Source organism: Sutcliffiella horikoshii (assembly GCF_008180725.1).
GTDB lineage: Bacteria > Bacillota > Bacilli > Bacillales > Bacillaceae_I > Sutcliffiella_A > Sutcliffiella_A horikoshii_B.
In genome coordinates this window covers 321510-343348 of record NZ_VTEV01000004.1, presented here as the reverse complement: position 1 = coordinate 343348, position 21839 = coordinate 321510, and the positions used below count along the sequence as shown (strand labels likewise).

At 39.8% G+C, this 21839-nt stretch carries 22 protein-coding genes; 2 read left to right on the top strand and 20 right to left on the bottom strand.

From position 1 onward, the window contains the following. Positions 1-406: 406 nt before the first annotated feature. The 8 genes from spoIVA to FZC76_RS11670 form a co-directional block, all read right to left on the bottom strand. Complete coding sequence (gene spoIVA, locus FZC76_RS11705; RefSeq protein ID WP_148988355.1) at positions 407-1885, bottom strand: stage IV sporulation protein A; 1479 nt, start codon at positions 1883-1885, stop codon at positions 407-409. A 247-nt stretch (positions 1886-2132) separates the two neighbouring features. Then, a complete protein-coding gene (locus FZC76_RS11700; protein ID WP_148988354.1) occupies positions 2133-2864 on the bottom strand; it encodes a hypothetical protein in 732 nt (243 codons plus the stop codon). 21 nt (positions 2865-2885) lie between these two features. After that, complete coding sequence (locus FZC76_RS11695; protein ID WP_148988353.1) at positions 2886-3092, bottom strand: DUF2768 domain-containing protein; 207 nt, start codon at positions 3090-3092, stop codon at positions 2886-2888. Positions 3093-3888: 796 nt separating this feature from the next. Continuing rightward, the gene (locus tag FZC76_RS11690) at positions 3889-4926 is read right to left on the bottom strand and encodes an NAD(P)H-dependent glycerol-3-phosphate dehydrogenase (RefSeq protein WP_148988352.1); all 1038 of its coding nucleotides are present in this window, start codon (positions 4924-4926) and stop codon (positions 3889-3891) included. 17 nt (positions 4927-4943) lie between these two features. Next, complete coding sequence (der, locus tag FZC76_RS11685; RefSeq protein ID WP_148988351.1) at positions 4944-6254, bottom strand: ribosome biogenesis GTPase Der; 1311 nt, start codon at positions 6252-6254, stop codon at positions 4944-4946. Positions 6255-6459: 205 nt separating this feature from the next. Next, the gene (locus FZC76_RS11680; protein ID WP_148988350.1) at positions 6460-6645 is read right to left on the bottom strand and encodes a capping complex subunit for YIEGIA; all 186 of its coding nucleotides are present in this window, start codon (positions 6643-6645) and stop codon (positions 6460-6462) included. A gap of 1 nt (position 6646) precedes the next feature. After that, entirely contained in the window at positions 6647-7534 is an 888-nt protein-coding gene (locus FZC76_RS11675; protein ID WP_148988349.1) for a YIEGIA family protein, read from the bottom strand. Continuing rightward, complete coding sequence (locus tag FZC76_RS11670; RefSeq protein ID WP_148988348.1) at positions 7531-8136, bottom strand: YphA family membrane protein; 606 nt, start codon at positions 8134-8136, stop codon at positions 7531-7533. Before FZC76_RS11670 ends, FZC76_RS11675 begins: the two co-directional genes overlap by 4 nt. A gap of 124 nt (positions 8137-8260) precedes the next feature. On the opposite strand from FZC76_RS11670, the gene FZC76_RS11665 reads away from it, so the two are divergent. After that, positions 8261-8392 carry a YpzI family protein gene (locus FZC76_RS11665; protein ID WP_148988347.1) on the top strand — a complete coding sequence of 44 codons (132 nt, stop codon included), beginning with the start codon at positions 8261-8263 and terminating at the stop codon, positions 8390-8392. 435 nt (positions 8393-8827) lie between these two features. Here the strand turns inward: FZC76_RS11665 and fni are convergent, their stop codons facing one another. The 9 genes from fni to prsW form a co-directional block, all read right to left on the bottom strand. Further along, positions 8828-9889, bottom strand: a complete 1062-nt coding sequence (gene fni, locus FZC76_RS11660; protein ID WP_148988346.1) for a type 2 isopentenyl-diphosphate Delta-isomerase — start codon at positions 9887-9889, stop codon at positions 8828-8830. A gap of 38 nt (positions 9890-9927) precedes the next feature. Further along, complete coding sequence (gene rpsA / locus FZC76_RS11655) at positions 9928-11070, bottom strand: 30S ribosomal protein S1 (RefSeq protein ID WP_148988483.1); 1143 nt, start codon at positions 11068-11070, stop codon at positions 9928-9930. 294 nt (positions 11071-11364) lie between these two features. Further along, the gene (locus FZC76_RS11650; protein ID WP_148988345.1) at positions 11365-11946 is read right to left on the bottom strand and encodes a lysophospholipid acyltransferase family protein; all 582 of its coding nucleotides are present in this window, start codon (positions 11944-11946) and stop codon (positions 11365-11367) included. 2 nt (positions 11947-11948) lie between these two features. Further along, the gene (gene cmk / locus FZC76_RS11645) at positions 11949-12632 is read right to left on the bottom strand and encodes a (d)CMP kinase (RefSeq protein ID WP_148988344.1); all 684 of its coding nucleotides are present in this window, start codon (positions 12630-12632) and stop codon (positions 11949-11951) included. Positions 12633-12729: 97 nt separating this feature from the next. Beyond that, positions 12730-12912 (bottom strand): YpfB family protein, encoded by a 183-nt coding sequence (locus tag FZC76_RS11640; RefSeq protein WP_148988343.1) that lies wholly within the window; start codon positions 12910-12912, stop codon positions 12730-12732. Positions 12913-12979: 67 nt separating this feature from the next. Further along, positions 12980-13642, bottom strand: coding sequence for a flagellar brake protein (locus FZC76_RS11635; protein WP_148988342.1), 663 nt, complete (start codon positions 13640-13642; stop codon positions 12980-12982). Positions 13643-13739: 97 nt separating this feature from the next. After that, positions 13740-15080 (bottom strand): germination protein YpeB, encoded by a 1341-nt coding sequence (ypeB, locus tag FZC76_RS11630; RefSeq protein ID WP_148988341.1) that lies wholly within the window; start codon positions 15078-15080, stop codon positions 13740-13742. 18 nt (positions 15081-15098) lie between these two features. Beyond that, the gene (locus FZC76_RS11625) at positions 15099-16127 is read right to left on the bottom strand and encodes a cell wall hydrolase (RefSeq protein WP_262372573.1); all 1029 of its coding nucleotides are present in this window, start codon (positions 16125-16127) and stop codon (positions 15099-15101) included. A gap of 195 nt (positions 16128-16322) precedes the next feature. Beyond that, positions 16323-16973: a glutamic-type intramembrane protease PrsW gene (prsW, locus tag FZC76_RS11620; protein ID WP_148988339.1), complete on the bottom strand. Its 651-nt coding sequence runs from the start codon at positions 16971-16973 to the stop codon at positions 16323-16325. 148 nt (positions 16974-17121) lie between these two features. Here prsW and FZC76_RS11615 point away from each other — a divergent pair, with 148 nt between their 5' ends. Next, the gene (locus FZC76_RS11615; protein WP_148988338.1) at positions 17122-18096 is read left to right on the top strand and encodes an asparaginase; all 975 of its coding nucleotides are present in this window, start codon (positions 17122-17124) and stop codon (positions 18094-18096) included. 328 nt (positions 18097-18424) lie between these two features. Here FZC76_RS11615 and FZC76_RS11610 read toward each other — a convergent pair whose 3' ends face one another. From FZC76_RS11610 to FZC76_RS11595, 3 genes are all read right to left on the bottom strand, one after another. After that, a complete protein-coding gene (locus FZC76_RS11610) occupies positions 18425-19402 on the bottom strand; it encodes a YpdA family putative bacillithiol disulfide reductase (RefSeq protein ID WP_148988337.1) in 978 nt (325 codons plus the stop codon). Between the two features lie 286 nt (positions 19403-19688). Beyond that, positions 19689-20969, bottom strand: a complete 1281-nt coding sequence (locus tag FZC76_RS11600) for a Glu/Leu/Phe/Val family dehydrogenase (protein WP_148988335.1) — start codon at positions 20967-20969, stop codon at positions 19689-19691. Positions 20970-21170: 201 nt separating this feature from the next. Next, positions 21171-21761 carry a genetic competence negative regulator gene (locus FZC76_RS11595; protein WP_148988334.1) on the bottom strand — a complete coding sequence of 197 codons (591 nt, stop codon included), beginning with the start codon at positions 21759-21761 and terminating at the stop codon, positions 21171-21173. Between the last annotated feature and the right edge of the window lie 78 nt (positions 21762-21839).

Sequence of the window (21839 nt, the reverse complement as noted above, 5' to 3'; positions counted from 1 at the left end):
CATTAAACACTAGATTTCAACAAATTTCTCACAAAAAAGTGCTTCTAGAGGAATATTTCGCCAATTAAGAGAAGATTTTCTGTTTGTAGATTATCATAAGAACGCCTATATATCAAGCATTTCTCTGTATTAATACACAAAAAAGAACTTCCCATCTGTGTTATTTCCACAGTCGGGAAGCTCTTAAACATATTCGACAGATTATTTTAATCTCCGCTGTTGATTTCCGCAAATGGCTTCGCTTTCCTAGGGGCTGGCGAGAGCCTCCTTGGCAAGCCTGCAGGGTCTCCATCTAGCGCTATCTCCCTCAGGACAAGGAAGGCTTCGACAGTGAAACATCGCACGAAGAAAATGCGTAGCATTTTCGAGGAGTCTTCGCCTTTTCTCCAATTAACAGCTAGAAGTTTTATAGAATTATCGCGATTAGGCCGCCGGAGCCTTCGTTGATGATTCGCTCTAGCGTTTCTTTTAGCTTGTATCTGGCGTTTTCAGGCATTAGTGATATTTTGGCATGAATTCCTTCTCTAACGATGGAACTCAAGGAGCGTCCGAAGATATCGGAATTCCAGATAGATAGTGGATCATCCTCAAAGTCTTGCATCAAGTAGCGGACAAGCTCCTCGCTTTGTTTTTCTGTACCAATAATCGGTGCGAACTCACTTTCCACATCTACTTTGATCATATGAATGGATGGTGCCACTGCCTTTAATCTGACCCCGAAGCGCGATCCTTGACGGATAATCTCTGGTTCTTCTAGACTCATATCTGTCAGAGCAGGAGAAGCAATTCCATATCCTGTCTGTTTCACCATTTTTAACGCGTCGGAGACTTGGTCGTACTCAGCTTTTGCATAAGCAAAATCTTGCATTAATTGCAGCAAGTGGTCCTTGCCTCTAATCTCTACTCCTACTACTTCTTTCAAAATGTGATCATAAAGATCATCTGGAGCATATAAGTCAATTTCCGCAATCCCTTGCCCCATTTCTATTCCCGCAAGTCCAGCCCTGTCAATGAATTCGTACTCGCTGAACTGACCTACCACACGGTCCACGTCACGAAGGCGCTTAATATCCTTCACAGTGTCCTTTACAGCTTCCTGGTAGCTTTCACGCAGCCAGTGGTTATCTTTGAGAACCATTACCCAGCTTGGAAGATTAACATTCACTTCTAGTACCGGGAATTCAAATAGTGCTTCTCTTAATACATTGTAGACATCAGATTCTCTCATGCTTTCTACACTCATCGCAATAACTGGGATATCATATTTCTCACATAACTCTCTCTTTAACGACTCGGTTTCCGGGTGATGTGGCTGTACAGTGTTGATTACCATGATGAATGGTTTCCCAACTTCTTTTAATTCCTCCACAACCCTTTCCTCTGCTTCAATGTAATCTCTGCGAGGAATTTCACCAATGGAGCCATCTGTTGCTATGACTACGCCAATGGTAGAATGTTCTTGAATAACTTTCCTTGTACCAATCTCCGCTGCCTCATGGAATGGTATTGGCTCTTCGTACCAAGGAGTATTGATCATTCTAGGACCATTTTCATCCTCATACCCTTTGGCGCCAGGAACCGTATAACCCACACAGTCTACAAGACGGATATTTACATCAAGGCCCTCATCCACTTTAACCTTAACTGCCTGGTTAGGAACAAATTTAGGCTCTGTTGTCATAATCGTTTTTCCAGCCGCACTTTGCGGCAACTCATCTTGAGCACGCGCTTTATCAGACTCGTTTCCGATATTCGGCAGAACCACTAACTCCATGAACCTTTTGATGAAAGTTGATTTCCCTGTACGAACAGCTCCTACGACCCCTAAATATATATCGCCGCCCGTACGTTCAGCGATATCTTTGAAAATATCTACTTTTTCCAAGTGATTCCCTCCCGACATTTATCTTGGGATTTTCATTTTCTAGTAAGGATATAATCTATGACACTATATGTGTATGATGTTGTCCTAATTAAATATGACTACTTTAATAGAAAATTCATCCCGTTTCCCTATTTATTTTTATATATGGTTAATAGCAAGAATTAGTGGGGCATTATGTTTCATAGAAATAAAACAAAAAACCCTTCTTTAGAATGTATTCTCTAAAAAAGGGTTCATGACAACTATTCTATTCTTTATTTAAAAAGACCGGTTCATTGTTCTCATCTATCGTGTAGGCAAGGGAAAATGCAGGTACAAACACGGAATGTTCCACAATAATGTCACGGATGTCATCCCCTGGTTTGTAATTATGTTCATGTTCTTGAAGAAAATCGTACAAGTCAATGGAATAATCCAATTGAGCTTGTCCTTCATTATTCAAAACAAATGGCAGGTTTTTACCGGATATTGGACTCTCTGCGAATGGTTCTGATTCATAGCCAAGTTTTTCCCAATCCAATTTGAATGCCTGATCATTAATCACTTCTTTAATCGGGGCATATCCGTTATTCGCGCGCTTGTACATATCAATTCTAATATTAATATCGCGAATTTGTTCAGCAACACGAAGATCAATTAACTTCACTTTAGGGTCTTCTTCCACATCCACTAACACATAAAGATAGACTCCTCCACTTTCATATGCCGTCCCAGGAGGTTCTTGTATGTATCGAGGGGATAATTTATTAAAATCGATTGGGTACTTTTGATAGATCGGTGTCTCCATATCCCTATCTTTTATGGGTAACAATCCCCCAGTTGCCTCACGGTATTGATCCACAGATGACTGTACGGCTTCTAATTGATCTAAATAAGGAACTTGATTTTCCTTTAAACGATCTTGAGGGTATAAACAACCCGATAGGACGCTGCTTAACATCATTATTCCTACAAGTAGGAAGAACCTATTTAATTTCATAAATTATTCCTTCCTTCTTCATTATTGCTCCGGTACAGGACCACTGAAAACTACATAAAAAATGATTAGGCCGGCAAGTAAAATCAATAAAAAAGCAACCGTATTCAAAATGCCTCTGATAATATTGTTTCTCACCTTAAATCTAGTAAAATAAACCGTTAAAACGGATATAATCATGAACCCCATCGCTACAAACGAAATCCACATCTTCATTAATGCAGGTGACATCCTCATCTCTCCTTTTCCGTGAAACATTATAGCATAAGATATACACTAAATGAAACAACAAAAAAGCTGAAGTAAAAGGGGCCATTTTTACTTCAGCATAAAAAGAAAGACTAAATAATCCAATCCCACAGCTCAACCAGTGATATCCTCATACACATCTTATGCGGCAATTTACATACATGCATCGCCAAATGCCTATTTATCGCAAAAAAGCTTGTAAAAATTATGGATTTCTTTCCTGAGCACCCTCCTATGGTTTCTTCTTTATAAGTTATGCACTTGAATAGGATGGGTGTTTGTTTATTTTATGTATTGATTTCATTAAGGAAAACCGGACAAAAAGTTTTTTTAGACATTAGTTTTTGGTTAATTGCCGCTGTTCCTTTCCGCAAATGGCTTCGCTTTCCGCGGGACGGTGCCTTGAGCCTCACTGCGCTGTGGGGTCTCAACCTACCGTTATTCCCCCGCAGGAGTCTGCGCCATTTGCTCCAATCCACAGCTGAAAATTACATAAACGAAAAGTTAATGCTTATTCAATTAACACAGTTAGATTGCTTTTCATAAACTCTTAGTGAATGAAGCCACCTAGTAGATTGATGTGAAAGGCGCGGAGACGCCCGCGGGAGGAAGGGACAGGTGAGACCCTGGAAGGCGAAGCCTGATGAGAGTTCACGGACCGCCCGGAGGCAAGCGAAGCGCCTGGAACGGAAATCAACCGAATAATATACTTCCTTATACTTTTAAAAAACCTTTTAACTAATAAACGCCCCTTCTATAAACGAAGGGGCATTGACGTTTATTGGACTCTGTCACCTAGAAGTTGCGCAAGGTCGTCCAATTCTGTTGTTTTGGAACGGCTCATCAGTTCATCTACTGCATCCTTTGGGTCCACTCCGTCAAATAATACATGATAAAGGGCAGATGTCAGTGGCATCTTCACTTGGAGTTTTTGTGATAGCTGATATGCGGCCTTGGTGGTACGTACACCTTCAACGACCATCCCCATACTATCCAATACCTCTTCAAGCTTCTTCCCTTTACCTAACATGTTACCCGCCCTCCAGTTTCTACTGTGAACGCTTGTACATGTTACGATCAGGTCGCCCATTCCTGTCAAACCTAGGAATGTAAGCGGATTGGCACCAAGACAGCTTCCTAGACGAGCGATTTCGGCTAACCCTCTTGTAATTAAAGCCGCTTTGGCGTTATCGCCATATCCTAGGCCATCCGTAATACCTGCAGCCAACGCAATGATATTCTTTAAAGATCCACCAATTTCTACACCAACAACATCAGTATTCGTATAAACACGGAAATGCTGGTTGATAAATAGATCTTGTACCTTTTCAGCAGCAGCAATATTCAAAGACGCTGCTGTAACAGTGGTAGGTTGTCTCATACTTACTTCTTCTGCATGACTTGGCCCGGAAAGAACTACAACCGCTTTACGAATGGATTCTGGTAGTTCATCTTCAATCACTTCAGAAACCCTTAAATGTGTATCAGGTTCTATCCCTTTACTCACGTGAACAAATAAAGCAGGTTCCTTCAAAAAGCCTTTTAATTGTTGGCACACTTCCCTCATGGCTTTTGTAGGGACTGCAAGCACAATCGCTTCTGCAGATTCTACCGCCTCTTCCATAGAAGTAATTCCTACAATTTTATCGGATAACTTAATATTTTTTAAGTATTTTTCATTCGTGTGACGTTGATTTATTTCATCGATTTGAGCTTGCTTATGTCCCCAAAGACGTACTTCATGATTATTATCGGCAAGCACCATTGCCAGGGCAGTGCCCCAGCTTCCCGCTCCCAATACAGCAACCTTTTTCACTGACTCACTCCTCCCTTTTACTTTCGTGGACGTGCGATTAGTTTAATAGGTGTTCCTTCAAACCCAAATGCATCTCTGATACGATTTTCCAAGAAACGTTTGTATGAGAAGTGCAGAAGCTCTGGGTCATTAACGAAAATAACAAAGGTAGGCGGTTTAACTGCAACCTGGGTCGCATAATAAATTTTCAATCGCTGCCCTTTATCGGTAGGCGTCGGGTTCATTGCAACAGCATCCATAATCACATCATTCAATACAGTCGTTACCACACGCATAGAGTGATTTTCACTTGCCATTTCAATTTTAGGAATGAGTGTATGAATCCGCTTCTTTGTCATAGCAGATAAGAACACGATTGGTGCATAATCTAAGAACAAGAAGTGATCCCTAATTTTTTGCTCAAATTCCTTCATTGTCTTTTCATCTTTTTCCACGGCATCCCACTTGTTTACTACAATGACAATGGCTCTTCCCGCTTCATGCGCATATCCTGCGATTTTTTTGTCTTGTTCAATAATTCCTTCTTCTCCATTGATTACAACTAATACAACGTCGGAGCGTTCAATGGCACGCAAGGCACGTAGTACACTGTACTTTTCTGTCGTCTCGTATACTTTCCCTTTTTTACGCATACCTGCTGTATCAATTATCACGTAATCTTTACCGTCAAATGTGTAAGGAGTATCAATTGCATCTCTTGTTGTTCCTGCGATGTCACTTACAATAACACGATCTTCACCTAGCAACGCGTTTACTAGGGAGGACTTTCCAACGTTTGGACGGCCAATTAATGAAAATTTGATGATATCCTCATCATATTCCTCATCTTCGTCTTTAGGGAAGTTCTCAATTACAAAATCAAGCAAGTCTCCAAGTCCCAAGCCATGTGAACCTGAGATTGGAATCGGTTCACCAAAGCCAAGTGCATAAAAATCATATAATGTATCTCTCATATCTGGGTTGTCCACTTTATTTACGGCAACCACTACAGGTTTTTTAGATCGGTATAGTATCTTCGCTACCTCTTCATCAGCTGTTGTTAACCCTTCACGTCCGTTGGTCATGAATATTATTACATCCGCCTCATCGATAGCAATTTCCGCCTGTTCACGAATTTGTGTCATGAACGGCGCATCACTTATTTCAATTCCACCTGTATCAATGATATTAAAATATTGGTTTAACCATTCACCGGAGCTATAAATTCTATCTCTAGTAACCCCTGGCACATCTTCCACAATGGAAATTCTCTCTCCAACAATTCTGTTAAATATTGTGGATTTACCCACGTTTGGTCTTCCAACAATCGCTACGGTTGGTTTTGGCATGGTGACCACCCTCCCATTTTTCTATAATTTATGTACTATTTCTTTCATACTTATTAATCGATTATCTTAGTCTTTACAAAAGGCTGTTTTAGGATACTCTATGGTATCTTCTAATAAAAGAAACCCTCCTGCATAGGAAGGTCTAACTTGAATAGTTTAACATTATTCCCCGCAATAAGGAAGTCTGACTTTTTCTAAGATCTCATTAATGTTTTACGATTACATATAAATCATTACCCAACCCGTGTGCAATTCCATCTAGTATTGCCTCAAGGTTTGCTGCAATAAACTCCATTTCCTCTTTCGTTTCACAAGTGAAAATAGGCGCCCCTCCAGCTACTTTTGTGGTATTGGTCGTAATGACAGCAAGTATATATTTTTCCATTTCCATCCTACTTGTTCACCTTTTCCTTCAAGTTTTTCGTAGGCATTCTAATGGCATTTTCTAGCGTTGGTACCCTTTCAAGGATTGCCATCCCTATTTTCAAGTCCTGTTCTTGTGGAAGGAGGAACACTCCAACCCGCCCATCATCCAGATCCCTTTTTGCCAATGGGACAAGTGCAGGCGTACCGGAATCCCGGTAGACTCCAAGTGCAGTAGACATGTCATGAAGAATTGCCTGCCTTTGGCCCAGGTTTGCTATTGTCGTTCTCGCATTAAAGTTTTTGGGCTTTAAAATAAATCCCATACCATATTGCAATACTTCCTTTTGACGCTCTGGCAATCCGATGTTCATGATATAAATATTATCTACATATAGACCTGCCCCATCAAAATGAGGCTTTACATACTCAATATCCACTATATCTTTCAATTGACCGCCAGTCATAAGTTTATGAGATATTAGAGCAGCCGAAATTCCGACGAGTAACCCTACCCATATATTTGCAGCCAAATATGCGAGCGTAGCTAAAAACGCGGTAATCATGACTAGATAGTTTCTTCCTTCAAAAGCAATAGCGATTCCCTCTATATATGTACTTCCTCTCGGCACCAATTCAAATGCATCCAGTTCAGCAAGTGTGTTTCTTTCCATATTTCTAACATCTCGAAATTGAGAAGCTGCCAATGCCAAAAACGTGATTGCTGCAAACTCCTCTTCCATGATCGCCGGGACTGCAATGGTGCCTAACCCCGAAGCAATGAAGGCGAGTGATAAATGTATGATTTTCCCATGCAAATAGGTAGGATATTGACGATAATCTGTAACAAGCATGTATAGCCTGGTGGCTAATCCTATCAATACCCCAAAAATAATGGGCAATGTATACTCATTCATCCTTGTCTCTCCCTTACGCGCTTTTGTATTATTGAATCTAACTGTATTGTCAATGTTTCAAACATCATCCATGTCGCCATTCCTGCTGAGGATAAAGCAAGAACTGCCAAAAACTCGAACGTCCCAATAACCGAGTAAGAAAAGATGCGGTCCATTACTATACTGCGCAAGACCTCACCAAATAAGACTCCAGTGAGCATAAATACGAACCTTTCCCTCTTAGTTTTAAAAAGGAGCAAAGATAAGTATAAAATAATGACAGACAGCAACCAGGTTCTATCTAAAAAAATCCAGACTGGATCATATATTTCAAATAAGATAAAACAAACATACGCCAACGCTATAGTGCAGATAGATAAATAATGTAAAATGTATCTCTGTTTCAATGATTTTACTAAAAGAATAAAAGCAATAACCGCCAATACAAGAAAGGAAGCAGTCACAGTGAATCCAAACATTTGCACAGTAGTAGTTGAACCTGCTATCACCACTAGAATTAAAATAGACATAAATGTTCTGACTACAGATTTAGGGAAGAAAAACGTAACGATTATCCAACCTATCCAACCTATAAAATAAAAGTATTGTCCTGTTATTTCCATTTTTCTCCCCTCCTCTCACCAAATCATTATGCCTAAAAAGAGATGATACTAATCATTAAACACAGTATGTTTTTATCGATTAGGCAAATAATATGAAACAGATTCTTAGAAAAGAGGTGATCATATGGGAAAAGATAGACAAGAAAAAAAATTGAAAGCCCAAAAGAGAACAGAATCAGATCGCGATCAATCTCTAAAGTATCCTGGAGCAACAACTATGGAAGGTCCTGAAGGAGCTAGAGAGCGAAATAAATAAGGTAAAACAAGGGTGAAAGGCCTGTTTTTTTAGGTGATTGGTAAAAAGCCGCTGTTGATTTCCGCAAACGGCTTCGCTTTCCTAGGGGCGCTGTTGGAGCCTCCTCGGAAAACGAAGCGCCTGGAATGGAATTCTACAGGGTTTTACTGAGAGTACGATTATTAAAGCCTCTAATTACTAATGGCCCTGTTGGAAAAGTCTTTATACCGCATTTTAAGACCGCTAATCTCTACCGTCATTGTTGTAGATGTCTTTATACCCCTTGTAAAGACCTCTAATCGCTACCACCCCTGTTGGAGAAGTCTTTATGCCGCTTGTAAAGACCCCTAAGAGCTACCGTCCCTGTTAGAGAAGTCTTTATACCTCTCTTGCGTACTTTCATATATAAAAAACGCCTTCTTTCGATTGTTCAGAAAGAAGGCGTTAATATTTATTCTAGTTTTGTATTGTTCTATTGCTGTAAGCTGAGCAGTCTACTCTACGCTGAGTCAGCCAATGATACGTTTCTCCATGTATCACGACGGCAGCTTGTTGCAATTGCTCAATAGTAGACGCCCCGAGAGCAGTCATCATCCATCTAAGTTCATCGTGAGTTTGATGAATTAATTGTATCAAAGCTTCTTGGCCTTCTTCCATAAACACTTTTAGGAAGTAACCTGCCATCCCAACCGCAGAAGCACCTAATGTTATTGCTTTGGCAATATCCAATGGTCTTTGAATCCCTCCAGAGCCGATAACCGACGCGCCAGGTAAAGCATGCTTCACTTCAGCAATAGAAGCAGCGGTAGGTATCCCCCAAGCATTGAAGAAATCTAACCTTTGTGTACGGCGTTCATTTTCTATTTTTGAGAAGTTAGTTCCACCAAAGCCACTAATATCAATGATGGACACTCCTACATCTACTAATTTCTTAGCGGTTTCACGGCTAATACCAAAACCTGTTTCTTTTACAATCACCGGCACTTCCAAGGAGCTTACTATTTTTTCGATTCTACCAAGGGCACCGGTAAAATCACGATCACCTTCGGGCATCACAAGTTCCTGTATGACGTTCAAGTGAATTTGAATAGCATTTGCTTCGAGCATGTCAACCGCCTTTTTGGCCTGATCAACAGTGGCCTCACTTCCTAAATTTGCAAAAATCAGACCACCCGGATTTGCTTTTCTAACTATTTCATACGTAGCTGCCTCATCTTGATCTTTAATTGCTGACATTTGAGATCCTACCGCTAAGCCAATATTACAGACTTTTGCCACTTCAGCTAGCGCTTTATTGATTTCCCATGTTTTTTTGCCGCCTCCACCTGTCATTGCATTGATAAAAATAGGCGAACTTAGTGTAAGTTCGCCTATTTTTGTATTCAATTGAATGTCAGTGGTGGAGAGATTAGGCAAGCTTTGATGAACAAACATTACATCGTCAAAACCAGTCTGTCTTACTTGTCCTGTTGTTAATGCATGCTGAATATGGTCCATTTTCCTTTGCGCTCTACTCACCAGTAATCACCTTGACATCTTTATTTGTATATAAATTATTATTTCTTAAGTTTGCTTAGTTTATCCCCAATCATTTCGCCCAATTGGAAGCCGCCAGTGTCTTCTGATTGATTATACTGACTGTAATCCTCTTCTTGTTCAGGCTCTTCCAATTCACGGATACTTAAGGAAATTCTTTGATCCGCTTCGTTTATTTCCAACACTTTAACTTGTACTTTATCGCCTTCTGTTAGTACTTCATGCGGAGTACCGATATGCTTGTTGGAGATTTGGGAGATATGAACTAATCCTTCTACACCTGGAAGTACTTCAACAAAAGCTCCGAAGGAAACTAGGCGTTTTACAACACCTTCTGTCACACTGCCTGTGGAAAGTTTTTCGGAAACTTGTGACCACGGCCCAGGTAAAGTTTCTTTAATGGATAAAGAAATTCTTTCATTGTCACGATCAACAGAAAGAACTTTAACATTTACCTTTTGACCTTCTGTTACCACATCTGAAGGTTTTCCTACATGTTCATATGACAATTGAGAGATATGAACCAATCCATCTACTCCACCGATATCTACGAATGCCCCAAAGTCAGTGATTCGTTGCACCGTACCCTCTATGACTTGACCTGTTTCAATGGTATCTAACAATTGATGTTTTTTATTTTGCATCTCTTCTTCTACTACAGCACGGTGAGAAAGGATCACGCGATTCTTCTCTTTTTCCAGTTCTACTACTTTGAATGTTAATGTTTTTCCTTTATAATCAGAGAAATCATCAACGAAGTAGTTTTCAACTAAGGAAGCAGGAACAAATCCTCTCACGCCAAGGTCAACCACAAGGCCACCTTTGACTACATCCTTAATTTCAGCCTCGAATACTTCTTTGGATTCGAATTTCTTTTGCAGATCCTCCCATGCCAAGTCAGCATCCACTGCTTTTTTGGATAACACCAGCAATTCTTCTTCTACTTTTGTTACTTTAAGTTGAAGCTCCTGGCCTTCTGAAACGACATCCGTCGCTTTTTCTACATGAAGGCTGGATAGTTCACTGATTGGGATGATACCATCTAGCTTGCTGCCCTCAATGGAAACAAGGACCTGTTTTTCTTCTACTTTTGTAACTGTTCCAGTTACTGTGTTGCCAACCTCTAAATTGTTAACTTCTACTTGATTCATGTCTTCCACCATCATTATTACCTCCTCCATACAAACCAGCTAATCCATTATTTATGTAAGTAACGGTAGACGTTACGTAAGCATGCCGGCATATGCCATTACATGCGAACTTAACAAAAGTTGCATCTGTTTCGTGTAATAATTCATAAATTAACGGATGTTAACTTACTTGATTGATCGGACAGATCAATTAGAACTGCCAGGTGCTAAATAAATATATATAACCTTAACAAGTTCCTACATAATTTAGCTTCCTTCTACTAACTTCTAATAAATAGGACATTTTGTCAAGTCAAAACTCTTAAACTATCTGTTTTTTTCGATAAGTTCCTTTATGGTATCCATTATTAATAAAGTGGCTTCTTCAGCTGAGATTTTCTCCAAACGATGTTGAGTGAAATCGATAGGCTCTCCATACACCACTTTTAAGGGTTGGAATTTTTTATAAGGTCCAATGATGGCACAAGGAACTACTGTTGCTTCAGAACGAAGGGCAAAAAAACCTGCGCCTGCCAACCCTTTTCCAAGTTCGCCCGTTTTACTTCTTGTACCCTCTGGAAAAAGTCCCAAAACCCTTCCCTCTTTCAGCACTTTTAAAGCATTTCTCAATGCTTCCCTATCACTCATTCCTCTTTTCACAGGAAATGCATGCAATTTTGGAAGAATAGTCTTCAGGATTGGAACATGGAAGATCTCTTCCTTTGCCATAAAATGAACAGTTCTTGGTGATGTAATTCCAACAACCGGAGGGTCCAAATTATCAATATGATTAGAACAGATTAACACGGAACCTTCTTTTGGTATATTCTCACTACCCACTACCTTAATAAGATAGAGCGGCTTTAGCACTACAGAAACGAGGAACTTGGCAAATGAGTAGAATGTCATGGTTATCTAGTCCCCTCATTTTGATGAACCAAATCCATTATCTTTTCCACTACTTGATTAATGTTCAAGGAAGTGGTATCAATTTCTTTCGCATCCTCCGCCTTTTGTAATGGGGCGATTTCGCGCTCGGAATCAAGTTTATCCCTTCTAGCGATTTCTTCTTTTAGTTTTTCAAGGTCAGAGTCAAAGCCCTTAGAAAGGTTTTCAGCATGTCTTCGTTGTGCTCTTTCGTCTACAGAAGCCAATAAGAATACTTTTATTTCCGCATCAGGAAGCACATGGGTCCCTATATCTCTTCCGTCCATGACCACTCCGCCTCTTTTAGCCAGCACCCTTTGTCTTGCAACCATATCTTCACGAACATGCTTATGCTTAGCAACTATCGATACATTGTTCGTTACTTCATGTGTTCGGATTTGCTCTGTTACGTCTTCATCATTTATGTAAACATGTTGCGTCTGGTTGTTTGCGATTCGAAGGTCGATATCCATCTTTTCTACTAGTTGCTGTAAGGAAACCTCGTCTTCAAGGTTAACATCCTCTCGAATTGCCTGAAATGTTACTGCTCTGTACATGGCTCCTGTATCTATGTATAAGTATCCTAGTTTGTCTGCTACAATCTTTGCCACTGTACTTTTACCTGCCGCTGCAGGACCATCAATTGCTATAGATAATTGTTGTTTCATAGTTCCTCCTGAATGTACCTTTAATCATTTTTTACATGAAAAAAGCAGGTCGCCCTGCATATCTTCTTTGACTTATTGCATGTATATTTTATCATACTCATCTACTTTGGTCGAATGTTTCTATATGTTCAATTATCTTCATGCCGCCTACTCCCTCATATTGAATGACTTTGCTTAGAAAAGGGGCAGATTCGGTATATAACAATAGTCCTTGCGCACAAATTAGACAGATTAATTGTATGACTATCAGTTTAAGGATAATACGTTCCACTCTTTTCATATGATTCTCCTTCTATTTCACCGATCTCTTTTACTATTATTAATAGTATGGATGGAATTGGAAGGAATTATGCTAAGGAATGCGTTTTTCTTAATAACAGCTGCTGTTCGAAACAGTATTTCATTAATACTTGCCTTTGAAATTCATTAATGGGATCGAATTGCAATGATGCTTTCCACCTATTCTTTGACGTTTCCTCCACTAGTCTGATTATCTTACTTTTAAGTTTTAAATAGTGCGTCTCCCCATTATTTAGATGAATAACAAATGTGGTGAAAACGTGCCCCTCTTCAGGAAAACTAACGTGTTCAGGCAAAATAAGTGCAGCCCCTCCAGCACTTATATCTTGTGTAAGTGTAATAAAGGGAATGAAATGATGAGATAGTGGATGGACCGATACATCGATATTACTTTCAACCCTCACATACTGTCTCCTTTGCACTTTAAGTACCTGATGGTAACCCGGGAAAGACAATTGGACCATTGGTATTGCTTGCTTTATTCGTCCAAGAACTTCACTTTCAAATGTATATGCAACACCTTCATCTGACACATAAGTAATTAGTAATTGCGTCCCGTTCAATATGTATGTTGTTTTTCCATTCACAATATGTGCTGGATAGTCCACATAAAATTCTTTCTCTTTTACTTCCTGGACCTTACATCTATATTTTTCAACTTTATCATCGTTTTTCACTTGTAGTGTTAATACAACCCCTGGCTTTAACAAGAAACTGCCTCCCTTAACAAACCCGTTCTCTCTATATTCTTATTAAACCATTTAACGAAAAAAAGGAAAAGCCAATTTTGACTTTTCCTCCATAAAATTACAAATCATACAAAAGTTCCGGGTTTTTCAGTTTCTCTACTTTTTCTTCTCGTCCATCATTGGCATTGATGAAAATCTGGTAGGTATCATTTTCAATCGTCCCCAAAAACTCATAACACAGTACTTCTTCCCCGAGGTCATTATTAATGATCGCCAGGGAATCTTCCATGATCATCACTTTATCATTAATTCTATCCGTCGCTTCTTCAAGCGAGATGCCCGGTTTAGGTATCTCTCTTAAATGGTGGGACATTAAGTAATCTTTTGCAGAAAAGCCCACAATCTCACCAGTTTCCAGGCTTACTTTCATCTTGATAGAATCTGGATATATCTTTACTCCATCTACATTTGATACAAATGTGAAAATCCCAAGTTTGTTGTATTCTACACTTTCATATAGATCCAATGTGTCAAATTTGTTTTGTTTCAAAAAGTTTCTCGCTTTTTCAGTTGCATCGTTTAAACTGATGTTTTTCTTTTTTGATTCCTTATTTTGGACCAAGTAAATAGGTATGCCACCTTTTTTGGCAATATCCATGAATGTGTCCTGTTGATTTTTATCTACAATTTTTAAACTGTAGAAACCAAACTTCGAACCTTCCCCATTTTCAGTGATGGTGATTTTTTCATTTCCTTCAAGTTCTAAGTATTTATCGGCAATCTTTTTTGCCTCTTCTTCTGTGATGGTTTTTCCTTGAAGCTGGCTGAAATTTTTGTCTTCCTGATTCATTGAAGTAAAGGTAGGTCCGAAGTCAGCTTCATCATAACCTTCCACGTTTTTTTCCACCGTTTTAAAACCATCAATGATTGTATTATCTTGCGGCTGGTCTTTAGCAGAAAGAGCTAATTCCACATCCATCCAGCGCAAGTTGTTGCTCATAACCATGCTTTGAACTCTTCTCAGCTCTTGCTTTATTTCATCCGATTTTTGATAAAGTGCTTGAAGTGTACTATATTCTTCTTCAGATAAAGGATTTTTGTCCAAGTCTCGAACTGCAACTTGATACGTATAGTCTCCCGTTTTCGTCAAGAATTCTTCCGTTTTGTTAAAAGGTAAAAGTGTCAGAGGCAACTGACCTACGTCGTTTTGTGCTTCTGATGTGATTCTCCACACCTCGGCAAAGGACGGGGAGAGTTGTTCTCTTGAACTCATTGCCAAGGTCGTTCCTATTTTGTCATGTAACAAATCTACATGGTAGACAAGGTCATGAAAAGCACGCTGATAATTGTTCTCCGCATTAATGAGGACTGCGTTTTTATCTTGATGCTCTTGATAACCCCAATAGCCTGTTCCTGCTACTGCAATTGCTAAAACAGCGATGATAACAAGTCTCAACATAATTCTTCACCCTCTTTTTTAGTCACAGAAAATGTGCTTTCCAATGCGCTTAATTTGCGGACGTCCCCAAATCCAACCACTTGTTGCCGTATCAGGATTAAAATAATACGTTGCTCCTTCTGATGGATCCATTCCGTTGATCGCGTCAACTACCGCTCTTTTTGCTGTTTCATTTGGTGTTAGCCAAATTTGCCCATCAGCGACTGCAGTAAACGCAAGCGGTTCAAAAATTACCCCTGATACTGTATTAGGAAACGTCGGTGAATTGATACGGTTAAGGATAACCGCAGCTACAGCAATTTGACCTTCATACGGTTCACCGCGCGCTTCCCCATAAACCGCATTTGCCATCAATTGGATATCATTTTCCGAGAACCCACCAGGCATATTGGTTGCACTTTGTGCTTCTCCTTCATCTTCTGCAGGTTGATCTTCAGGAGCTGGCTGCTCTTCTGGTGCCGGCGTTTGTTCTTGTGGCGCAGGTTGTTGTTGCTCCGGTGCTGGTTGTTGTTGCTCTGGTGCTGGTTGCTCTTGTTGCTGGTCCGGAGCTGGCTGTTGTTGATCAGGGGCTGGTTTCCCTTGATCTTTTTGCGGGGCAGGAGCTTGTTTTTGATATTGCGTTTTTTGCTTTGCCCACTGGTTTGTCGCTCCTTGCTTTGCTTTTTCAACAGTCGCCTGTGATGGCTCTACTTGATACTTTAGTTCCATACCGCCGTAATGGGTAAATTTCTTACCTGAATTTATCTGTTGATGTACCCAATCTTTATAAAACTTTGTGGATTTATGAAGCATTTCTTTCGTTTTAGGCCCAACAAGCCCATCAACTTGGTCCAATCCGAATTCTTGCTGAAAGTTTTTTACCGCCCAATATGTGCTCCATCCGTATACACCATCAATCCTTGCATGGTAATATCCGTTATATTGGAGGCGTGCTTGCAATTCGACAACATCATTTCCCGTCGCACCTTTTTGAATGATTTGCTCAGAGAAGGCACTGACTGAGTTCTGATTTATCGTAAATAACATACATGTGCTAAAAAGAAACATACATGAAATTAACAGTAACCGTTTCACCTTACATTTCCTCCTTTGACTTCTTTAAACAATTGTTACAATGTATTTTCTGTAGAAATTGGCATTTTATACAGGTTCATTTGGAGAAAAGAGGTATTCCATAAAATGGATATTACCCAATAAAAAATAGTCCAACACGAACGTTATTGTATTTCACGTTTGTGTGGACTATATTTCTACCGTATTTGCGAGCTTGACTTTTCTTAAACCGAGCCACCATAGGAAAATCATAAATGGAACCATATATAATCCCCAATATTTCTGGGAGAGGATAATCATGTCATACATACCGTGTAAAAAAATCGGGGTGAATAATGACAATGTAAGGCATATCTTTTTATGTTTGATATTTGTGTTGAATTTCCCTTTTCCAAGATAGTATCCCATTATCACCCCAAATAAGGCATGACTTGAGACAGGAAGTATGGCTCTGCCCAAAGCGAGCTCCACTCCATTTGCAATCAAGAAAAGAATATTTTCAGCAGTAGCGAAGCCAAGAGATACAGCTACCCCGTAAACGATCCCATCGTAGTGCTCATCAAAATGCAGGTTTTGGTAGACAAGGTAAATGAGGATGAACCATTTGAAAAATTCCTCAAGTAGACCTGACAAAAGGAATGCTTTTAATAAATGCGATGTAACTCCAAGCTCGAGTTCAATAACATATTGCATGAACATGAGCGGAAACACAAGCAGTGCACCAAACATAAATATTTTAAATACATAAGTGATTGGTTCTTTTTCAAAAGTATCCTTTAAATAAAAATAAGACAACAATGCTAAGCCTGGAGCAATCCCGGCGGACACAACTGCCAGCATAAATAAGCCTCGTTTCAATCTGTTTTTTTTTATCGTATCATGTTATCGTAATTATTGAAATAAGATGTCTAAACTTTTGGAAATTGTTTGTAAAATAAAGGAAAAAAATAAAAGAAAGAAAGCCAAAATTAACGAGGTGCATACGACAATGAAAAAGAAAATCATGATTATACACACAGGAGGGACCATTTCAATGTCAGAGGACGAACGCACTGGCGCTGTTTCGCCAGGAGAAAGGAATCCTTTGACAACGATACCTTTGATTGTCGACTCTAATATTGATATAGAAAGTCATGAACTATTCAATCTTCCTTCCCCACACATCACATCAAAACACATGCTTATGCTTTCAAAATTTATTGATCAACAAGTCATGGAGCACAGCATCGAAGGTTTTGTAGTCACGCACGGAACGGATACTTTAGAAGAGACAGCCTTTTTCCTTGATTTAACGGTTCAGACACGAGTTCCAATAGTTCTGACTGGAGCAATGCGTTCAAGCAATGAAATTGGATCTGACGGACCTTACAATCTCCTTTCTTCTGTAAAGGTCGCAGCAAGTGAAGAAGCTAAAAATAAAGGGGTACTTGTTGTGTTGAATGATGAAGTTCATACAGCTAAAAACGTTACAAAGACGCATACCTCTAATATTGCAACCTTCCAAAGTCCACAGTATGGCCCAATAGGAATTGTGACAAAGCGAGGAGCATTCTTCCACCACTCGCCTGTTTCCGAAGACAAATACCAAGTGGATTCCGTTACGAAAAACGTCATGCTTTTGAAAGCATATGCAGGAATGGATTCAAGTATTTTTCATGCTCTAAAAGATATGCATGTGGACGGGGTGATCTTAGAAGCTTTGGGACAAGGTAATATTCCTCCAATGGCTGTGGAAGGAATCAAGTCCTTACGGGAGGCTGACGTTCCCGTTGTAATGGTATCACGTTGCTTCAACGGTATCGTCCAGGATATTTATGGCTATGAAGGTGGCGGCCGCCGCTTAAAGGAACTTGGGGTTATATTCTCTAACGGTCTTAACGGACAAAAAGCACGAATTAAACTGATGGTTGCACTAGAAAGCACAAATAACCCTGATAAACTGCAGGAGTTGTTTTTAAGGTAAGAAGCTGTTTGTTTGTTTGTTTTTGGGAGGATCTCTCGCCGATGAGCTCTCTGTTACCGTTTTTGGGATCTTGCATACGTTTTGGGCGTTGAGACGCCCTCTCTCTTACCGTTTTCGGAATCTGATAAGCGCTTTGGTCGTTGAGACGCCCTCTCTGTTACTGTTTTCGGAATCTAAGACGTGTTTCAGGCCTTGAGACGCGCTCTCTGTTTCCGTTTTCTGGATTAGACACTTTGTTCGGGCCTTGAGAACCCTTTCTATTACCGTTTAACAAACCTTGGTCGCTGTTTGGGGCTTTGATAGCCCCAAATCAAGCTCTCTAACAACATTACAAATCCCTACTATCGCCCTTAATACTTTCTGCTATCATCCCGCCATGAAAACGTCCGTTTTCAATAAAAATCTCGTTGGCATTATTACCTGCTGCAATGACACCTGCAATGAATATACCCGAAACGTTTGTTTCCATTGTTTCCTCGTTAAAAATTGGACGTCCTGTCTCTTCATCAATCCCTACACCCATCTTAGTTAAGAAAGAATGATCTGGATGATAACCAATCATAGCAAACACGTGATCATTATATAACGTTTGCTCCTCACCTGCTTTGTTAACAAATGAAATCTCTTTCTCCGTAATTCTTGTCACGTTTGACTCAAACTCCATGCGGATGGTGCCATTACGTACCAACGCGTCAAATTCCGGAAGGATCCAAGGTTTCACACTCGGTGAATACGTCTCTCCTCGATAGATGACGGTTACATGTGCATCAGCTTTCACTAATTCCAATGCAGCATCCACACTCGAGTTTTTGCCACCAATGACAGCGACATGTTTATCGAAATATGGGTGTCCTTCCTTAAAGTAATGCGACACTTTATTTAAATCAGCTCCAGGCACATCTAGTTTATTGTGATTATCATAATAGCCTGTAGCAATGATGACATACTTCGTGGAATAGGATTGTTTTGAGGTATGTATGATAAAAGAACCGTCCTCCACTTTTTCCACATGCTCCACCAATTCGAATGCATTCACTTCAATTTTTTTCCTCTTCACTACTTCCCGATAGTAAGTCAGTGCTTGTATCCTGACGGGTTTTCTATTTTCCGTAATAAATGGCACTTCTCCTATTTCCAACTTCTCGCTTGAGCTAAAAAAGGTTTGGTGCGTTGGGTAATTGTATATGGCATTTACAATGTTTCCTTTTTCTATGACAAGCGGGGATAGTCCTGCATCTTTAAGTGCAATGGCTGCTGCCAGTCCGCATGGACCACCGCCGACAATGATGGCATCTCTGTTTATCACCGTTGTTCAACTCCATATTCTTAAATTCAGGGGGTCTATTTTAACTTTGTTGATCTCCGTTGCAGGCTCTTCGCTTTCCGCGGGCGGTACGGGAGGCTCCTCGGCTTCGCCTGTGGGGTCTCCCCTGTCCCTTCCTCCCGCAGGACAAGGAATGCTTTGACAGCGATACATCGCACGAAGAAAATGCGATAGCATTTTCGAGGAGTCTTCGAGCCTTCATTTACTTACTCAATTAGAAAATCCCCCATCATTATATGATAGGGGAATGTGAAAGCTTAAGCAAATATTAAATCCAGCCTCTAAAGCGGGATGCTTCGGCCATTTTACGTGCACCGACCATATAAGCAGATAATCGCATGTCTACTCGGCGGCTTTGAGAAGTTTCGTACACATTATTGAATGATTTAACCATTACTTTTTCAAGCTTTTCTTCTACTTCTTCTTCTGTCCAGTAGTAGCCTTGGTTATTTTGTACCCATTCGAAGTAAGACACTGTCACTCCGCCAGCACTTGCAAGTACATCTGGAACTAGCAAGATGCCACGGTCCGTTAGTATTTGCGTACCTTCAATTGTTGTAGGGCCATTGGCTGCTTCTACAACGATTTTAGCACGGATATTGTGTGCGTTCTCTTCCGTAATTTGGTTTTCAATAGCTGCTGGAACTAAAATATCACATTCAAGCTCAAGCAATTCCTTGTTTGTAATAGTATTATTGAAAAGTTTTGTCACCGTTCCGAAACTGTCACGTCTATCTAATAAATAGTCTATATCCAGACCATTTGGATCATACAGCCCACCATAAGCATCAGAAATACCTACAACCTTCGCTCCTGCATCATGCATGAACTTGGAAAGATAACTACCTGCATTACCAAACCCTTGTACAACAACACGAGCACCTTCAATGTTAATTCCTTTTTTCTTCGCTGCTTCACGAATGCAGATGGTAACACCTTTTGCAGTAGCTGATTCACGACCATGGGAACCACCTAATACTAGAGGTTTTCCTGTGATGAATCCAGGTGAGTTGAATTCATCAATTCTGCTGTATTCATCCATCATCCAAGCCATAATTTGAGAATTCGTAAAAACATCTGGAGCAGGAATATCTTTTGTCGGTCCTACAATTTGACTGATTGCACGAACGTAGCCACGGCTTAATCTTTCTAGTTCTCTAAATGACATCTCACGGGGATCACAGACAATCCCGCCTTTACCTCCACCATAAGGAAGGTCCACAATACCACATTTCAAACTCATCCAGATGGATAGTGCTTTAACCTCTTTTTCAGAGACATTTGGATGGAAACGGATTCCACCTTTAGTTGGACCAACTGCATCATTATGTTGTGCGCGATATCCAGTAAAAATCTTCACTGATCCGTCATCCATACGAACAGGGATTTTTACCGTAAGCATACGCATTGGTTCTTTTAGTAATTCATAAACTTCTTCGGGATAGCCTAGCCTCTCTAACGCTTTATGTATAACAACTTGTGTCGATTTTAATACATCTAACTTATCTTCGTTAGTACTTTTTTTATCATTGCTTTTCTCGGCTACCATAAGTAAACCTCCTAGATTGTCTCACATAATAAGATTGAAAAAAGTCCATCTTCATGACATAGTATACACCTTACTTCAACTTATGCAAAGATAGAAAATAAACTTTTATTAAAAAAATGTAACCGATTACAAAACGTAAGAAATATCTGAAAATACTTACAGCCTACACTACAAATTTATATATGTAGAATAGGCTGTTTTCTAATTAAAATACGTGTTAATTTGCTTTATTGCGGAATGTTTCATTATTAGTTTTCCATATTCTTCAATTCGGTGTATTGTCATGGTCGATGGTGTGCCATATTCAGACAAAAGTGCGATTAAGGTGTCAATATTCAAATCAGTATCAACATCATCATCCATCAGCACAAGATAGAACATTTGCTCATGAGAATATATGGTACCGCCATTTATATTGAGGCCTCGCAGCCTTTTGGCTAAATCAATTAAGTGGTCGAATGATTGAAACACATAAAAAAGCTCTTGGCATTCATCTACTGTCACTTGCATCTCTATATAATCATCATGGAACTCTTCTTCTAATTCCTCATGTTCTGTTGATGTTACAATAACCACCATTCCCTGAGCTTGAAGAGCATATACTTCTACATTCAATGATCCGCTCACTTCAAAACCCAGCTCCGCACTAGCTTCATCAATCATGTCTCGAAACAGCTGATGAACCTTTTGCGAATCTTTCCATAAATCCTCTTTTGTTAACCCGCGGTCTTCCAAGTCATCAAATGTGAGGAATATCTTTATCTTGTTGTAGTTTAAACGTTCCAGCCGCATGAAAGACTCCTCCCAACCTTTAACACCATTGAACTTCTTACATTTTATGATAAAAGGTGTAAGTTGGTTCGTGAGTAA

What these genes read in the sequence shown, in the direction of transcription:
- FZC76_RS11700 (WP_148988354.1), bottom strand. Translation starts at nt 2,864, where the DNA reads ATGAAATTAAATAGGTTCTTCCTACTTGTAGGAATAATGATGTTAAGC.
- FZC76_RS11695 (WP_148988353.1), bottom strand. Translation starts at nt 3,092, where the DNA reads ATGTCACCTGCATTAATGAAGATGTGGATTTCGTTTGTAGCGATGGGG.
- der (WP_148988351.1), bottom strand. Translation starts at nt 6,254, where the DNA reads ATGCCAAAACCAACCGTAGCGATTGTTGGAAGACCAAACGTGGGTAAA.
- FZC76_RS11680 (WP_148988350.1), bottom strand. Translation starts at nt 6,645, where the DNA reads ATGGAAATGGAAAAATATATACTTGCTGTCATTACGACCAATACCACA.
- FZC76_RS11675 (WP_148988349.1), bottom strand. Translation starts at nt 7,534, where the DNA reads ATGAATGAGTATACATTGCCCATTATTTTTGGGGTATTGATAGGATTA.
- FZC76_RS11670 (WP_148988348.1), bottom strand. Translation starts at nt 8,136, where the DNA reads ATGGAAATAACAGGACAATACTTTTATTTTATAGGTTGGATAGGTTGG.
- FZC76_RS11665 (WP_148988347.1), top strand. Translation starts at nt 8,261, where the DNA reads ATGGGAAAAGATAGACAAGAAAAAAAATTGAAAGCCCAAAAGAGAACA.
- rpsA (WP_148988483.1), bottom strand. Translation starts at nt 11,070, where the DNA reads ATGGTGGAAGACATGAATCAAGTAGAAGTTAACAATTTAGAGGTTGGC.
- FZC76_RS11650 (WP_148988345.1), bottom strand. Translation starts at nt 11,946, where the DNA reads ATGACATTCTACTCATTTGCCAAGTTCCTCGTTTCTGTAGTGCTAAAG.
- cmk (WP_148988344.1), bottom strand. Translation starts at nt 12,632, where the DNA reads ATGAAACAACAATTATCTATAGCAATTGATGGTCCTGCAGCGGCAGGT.
- FZC76_RS11640 (WP_148988343.1), bottom strand. Translation starts at nt 12,912, where the DNA reads ATGAAAAGAGTGGAACGTATTATCCTTAAACTGATAGTCATACAATTA.
- ypeB (WP_148988341.1), bottom strand. Translation starts at nt 15,080, where the DNA reads ATGTTGAGACTTGTTATCATCGCTGTTTTAGCAATTGCAGTAGCAGGA.
- FZC76_RS11625 (WP_262372573.1), bottom strand. Translation starts at nt 16,127, where the DNA reads ATGTTTCTTTTTAGCACATGTATGTTATTTACGATAAATCAGAACTCA.
- prsW (WP_148988339.1), bottom strand. Translation starts at nt 16,973, where the DNA reads ATGCTGGCAGTTGTGTCCGCCGGGATTGCTCCAGGCTTAGCATTGTTG.
- FZC76_RS11615 (WP_148988338.1), top strand. Translation starts at nt 17,122, where the DNA reads ATGAAAAAGAAAATCATGATTATACACACAGGAGGGACCATTTCAATG.
- FZC76_RS11600 (WP_148988335.1), bottom strand. Translation starts at nt 20,969, where the DNA reads ATGGTAGCCGAGAAAAGCAATGATAAAAAAAGTACTAACGAAGATAAG.
- FZC76_RS11595 (WP_148988334.1), bottom strand. Translation starts at nt 21,761, where the DNA reads ATGCGGCTGGAACGTTTAAACTACAACAAGATAAAGATATTCCTCACA.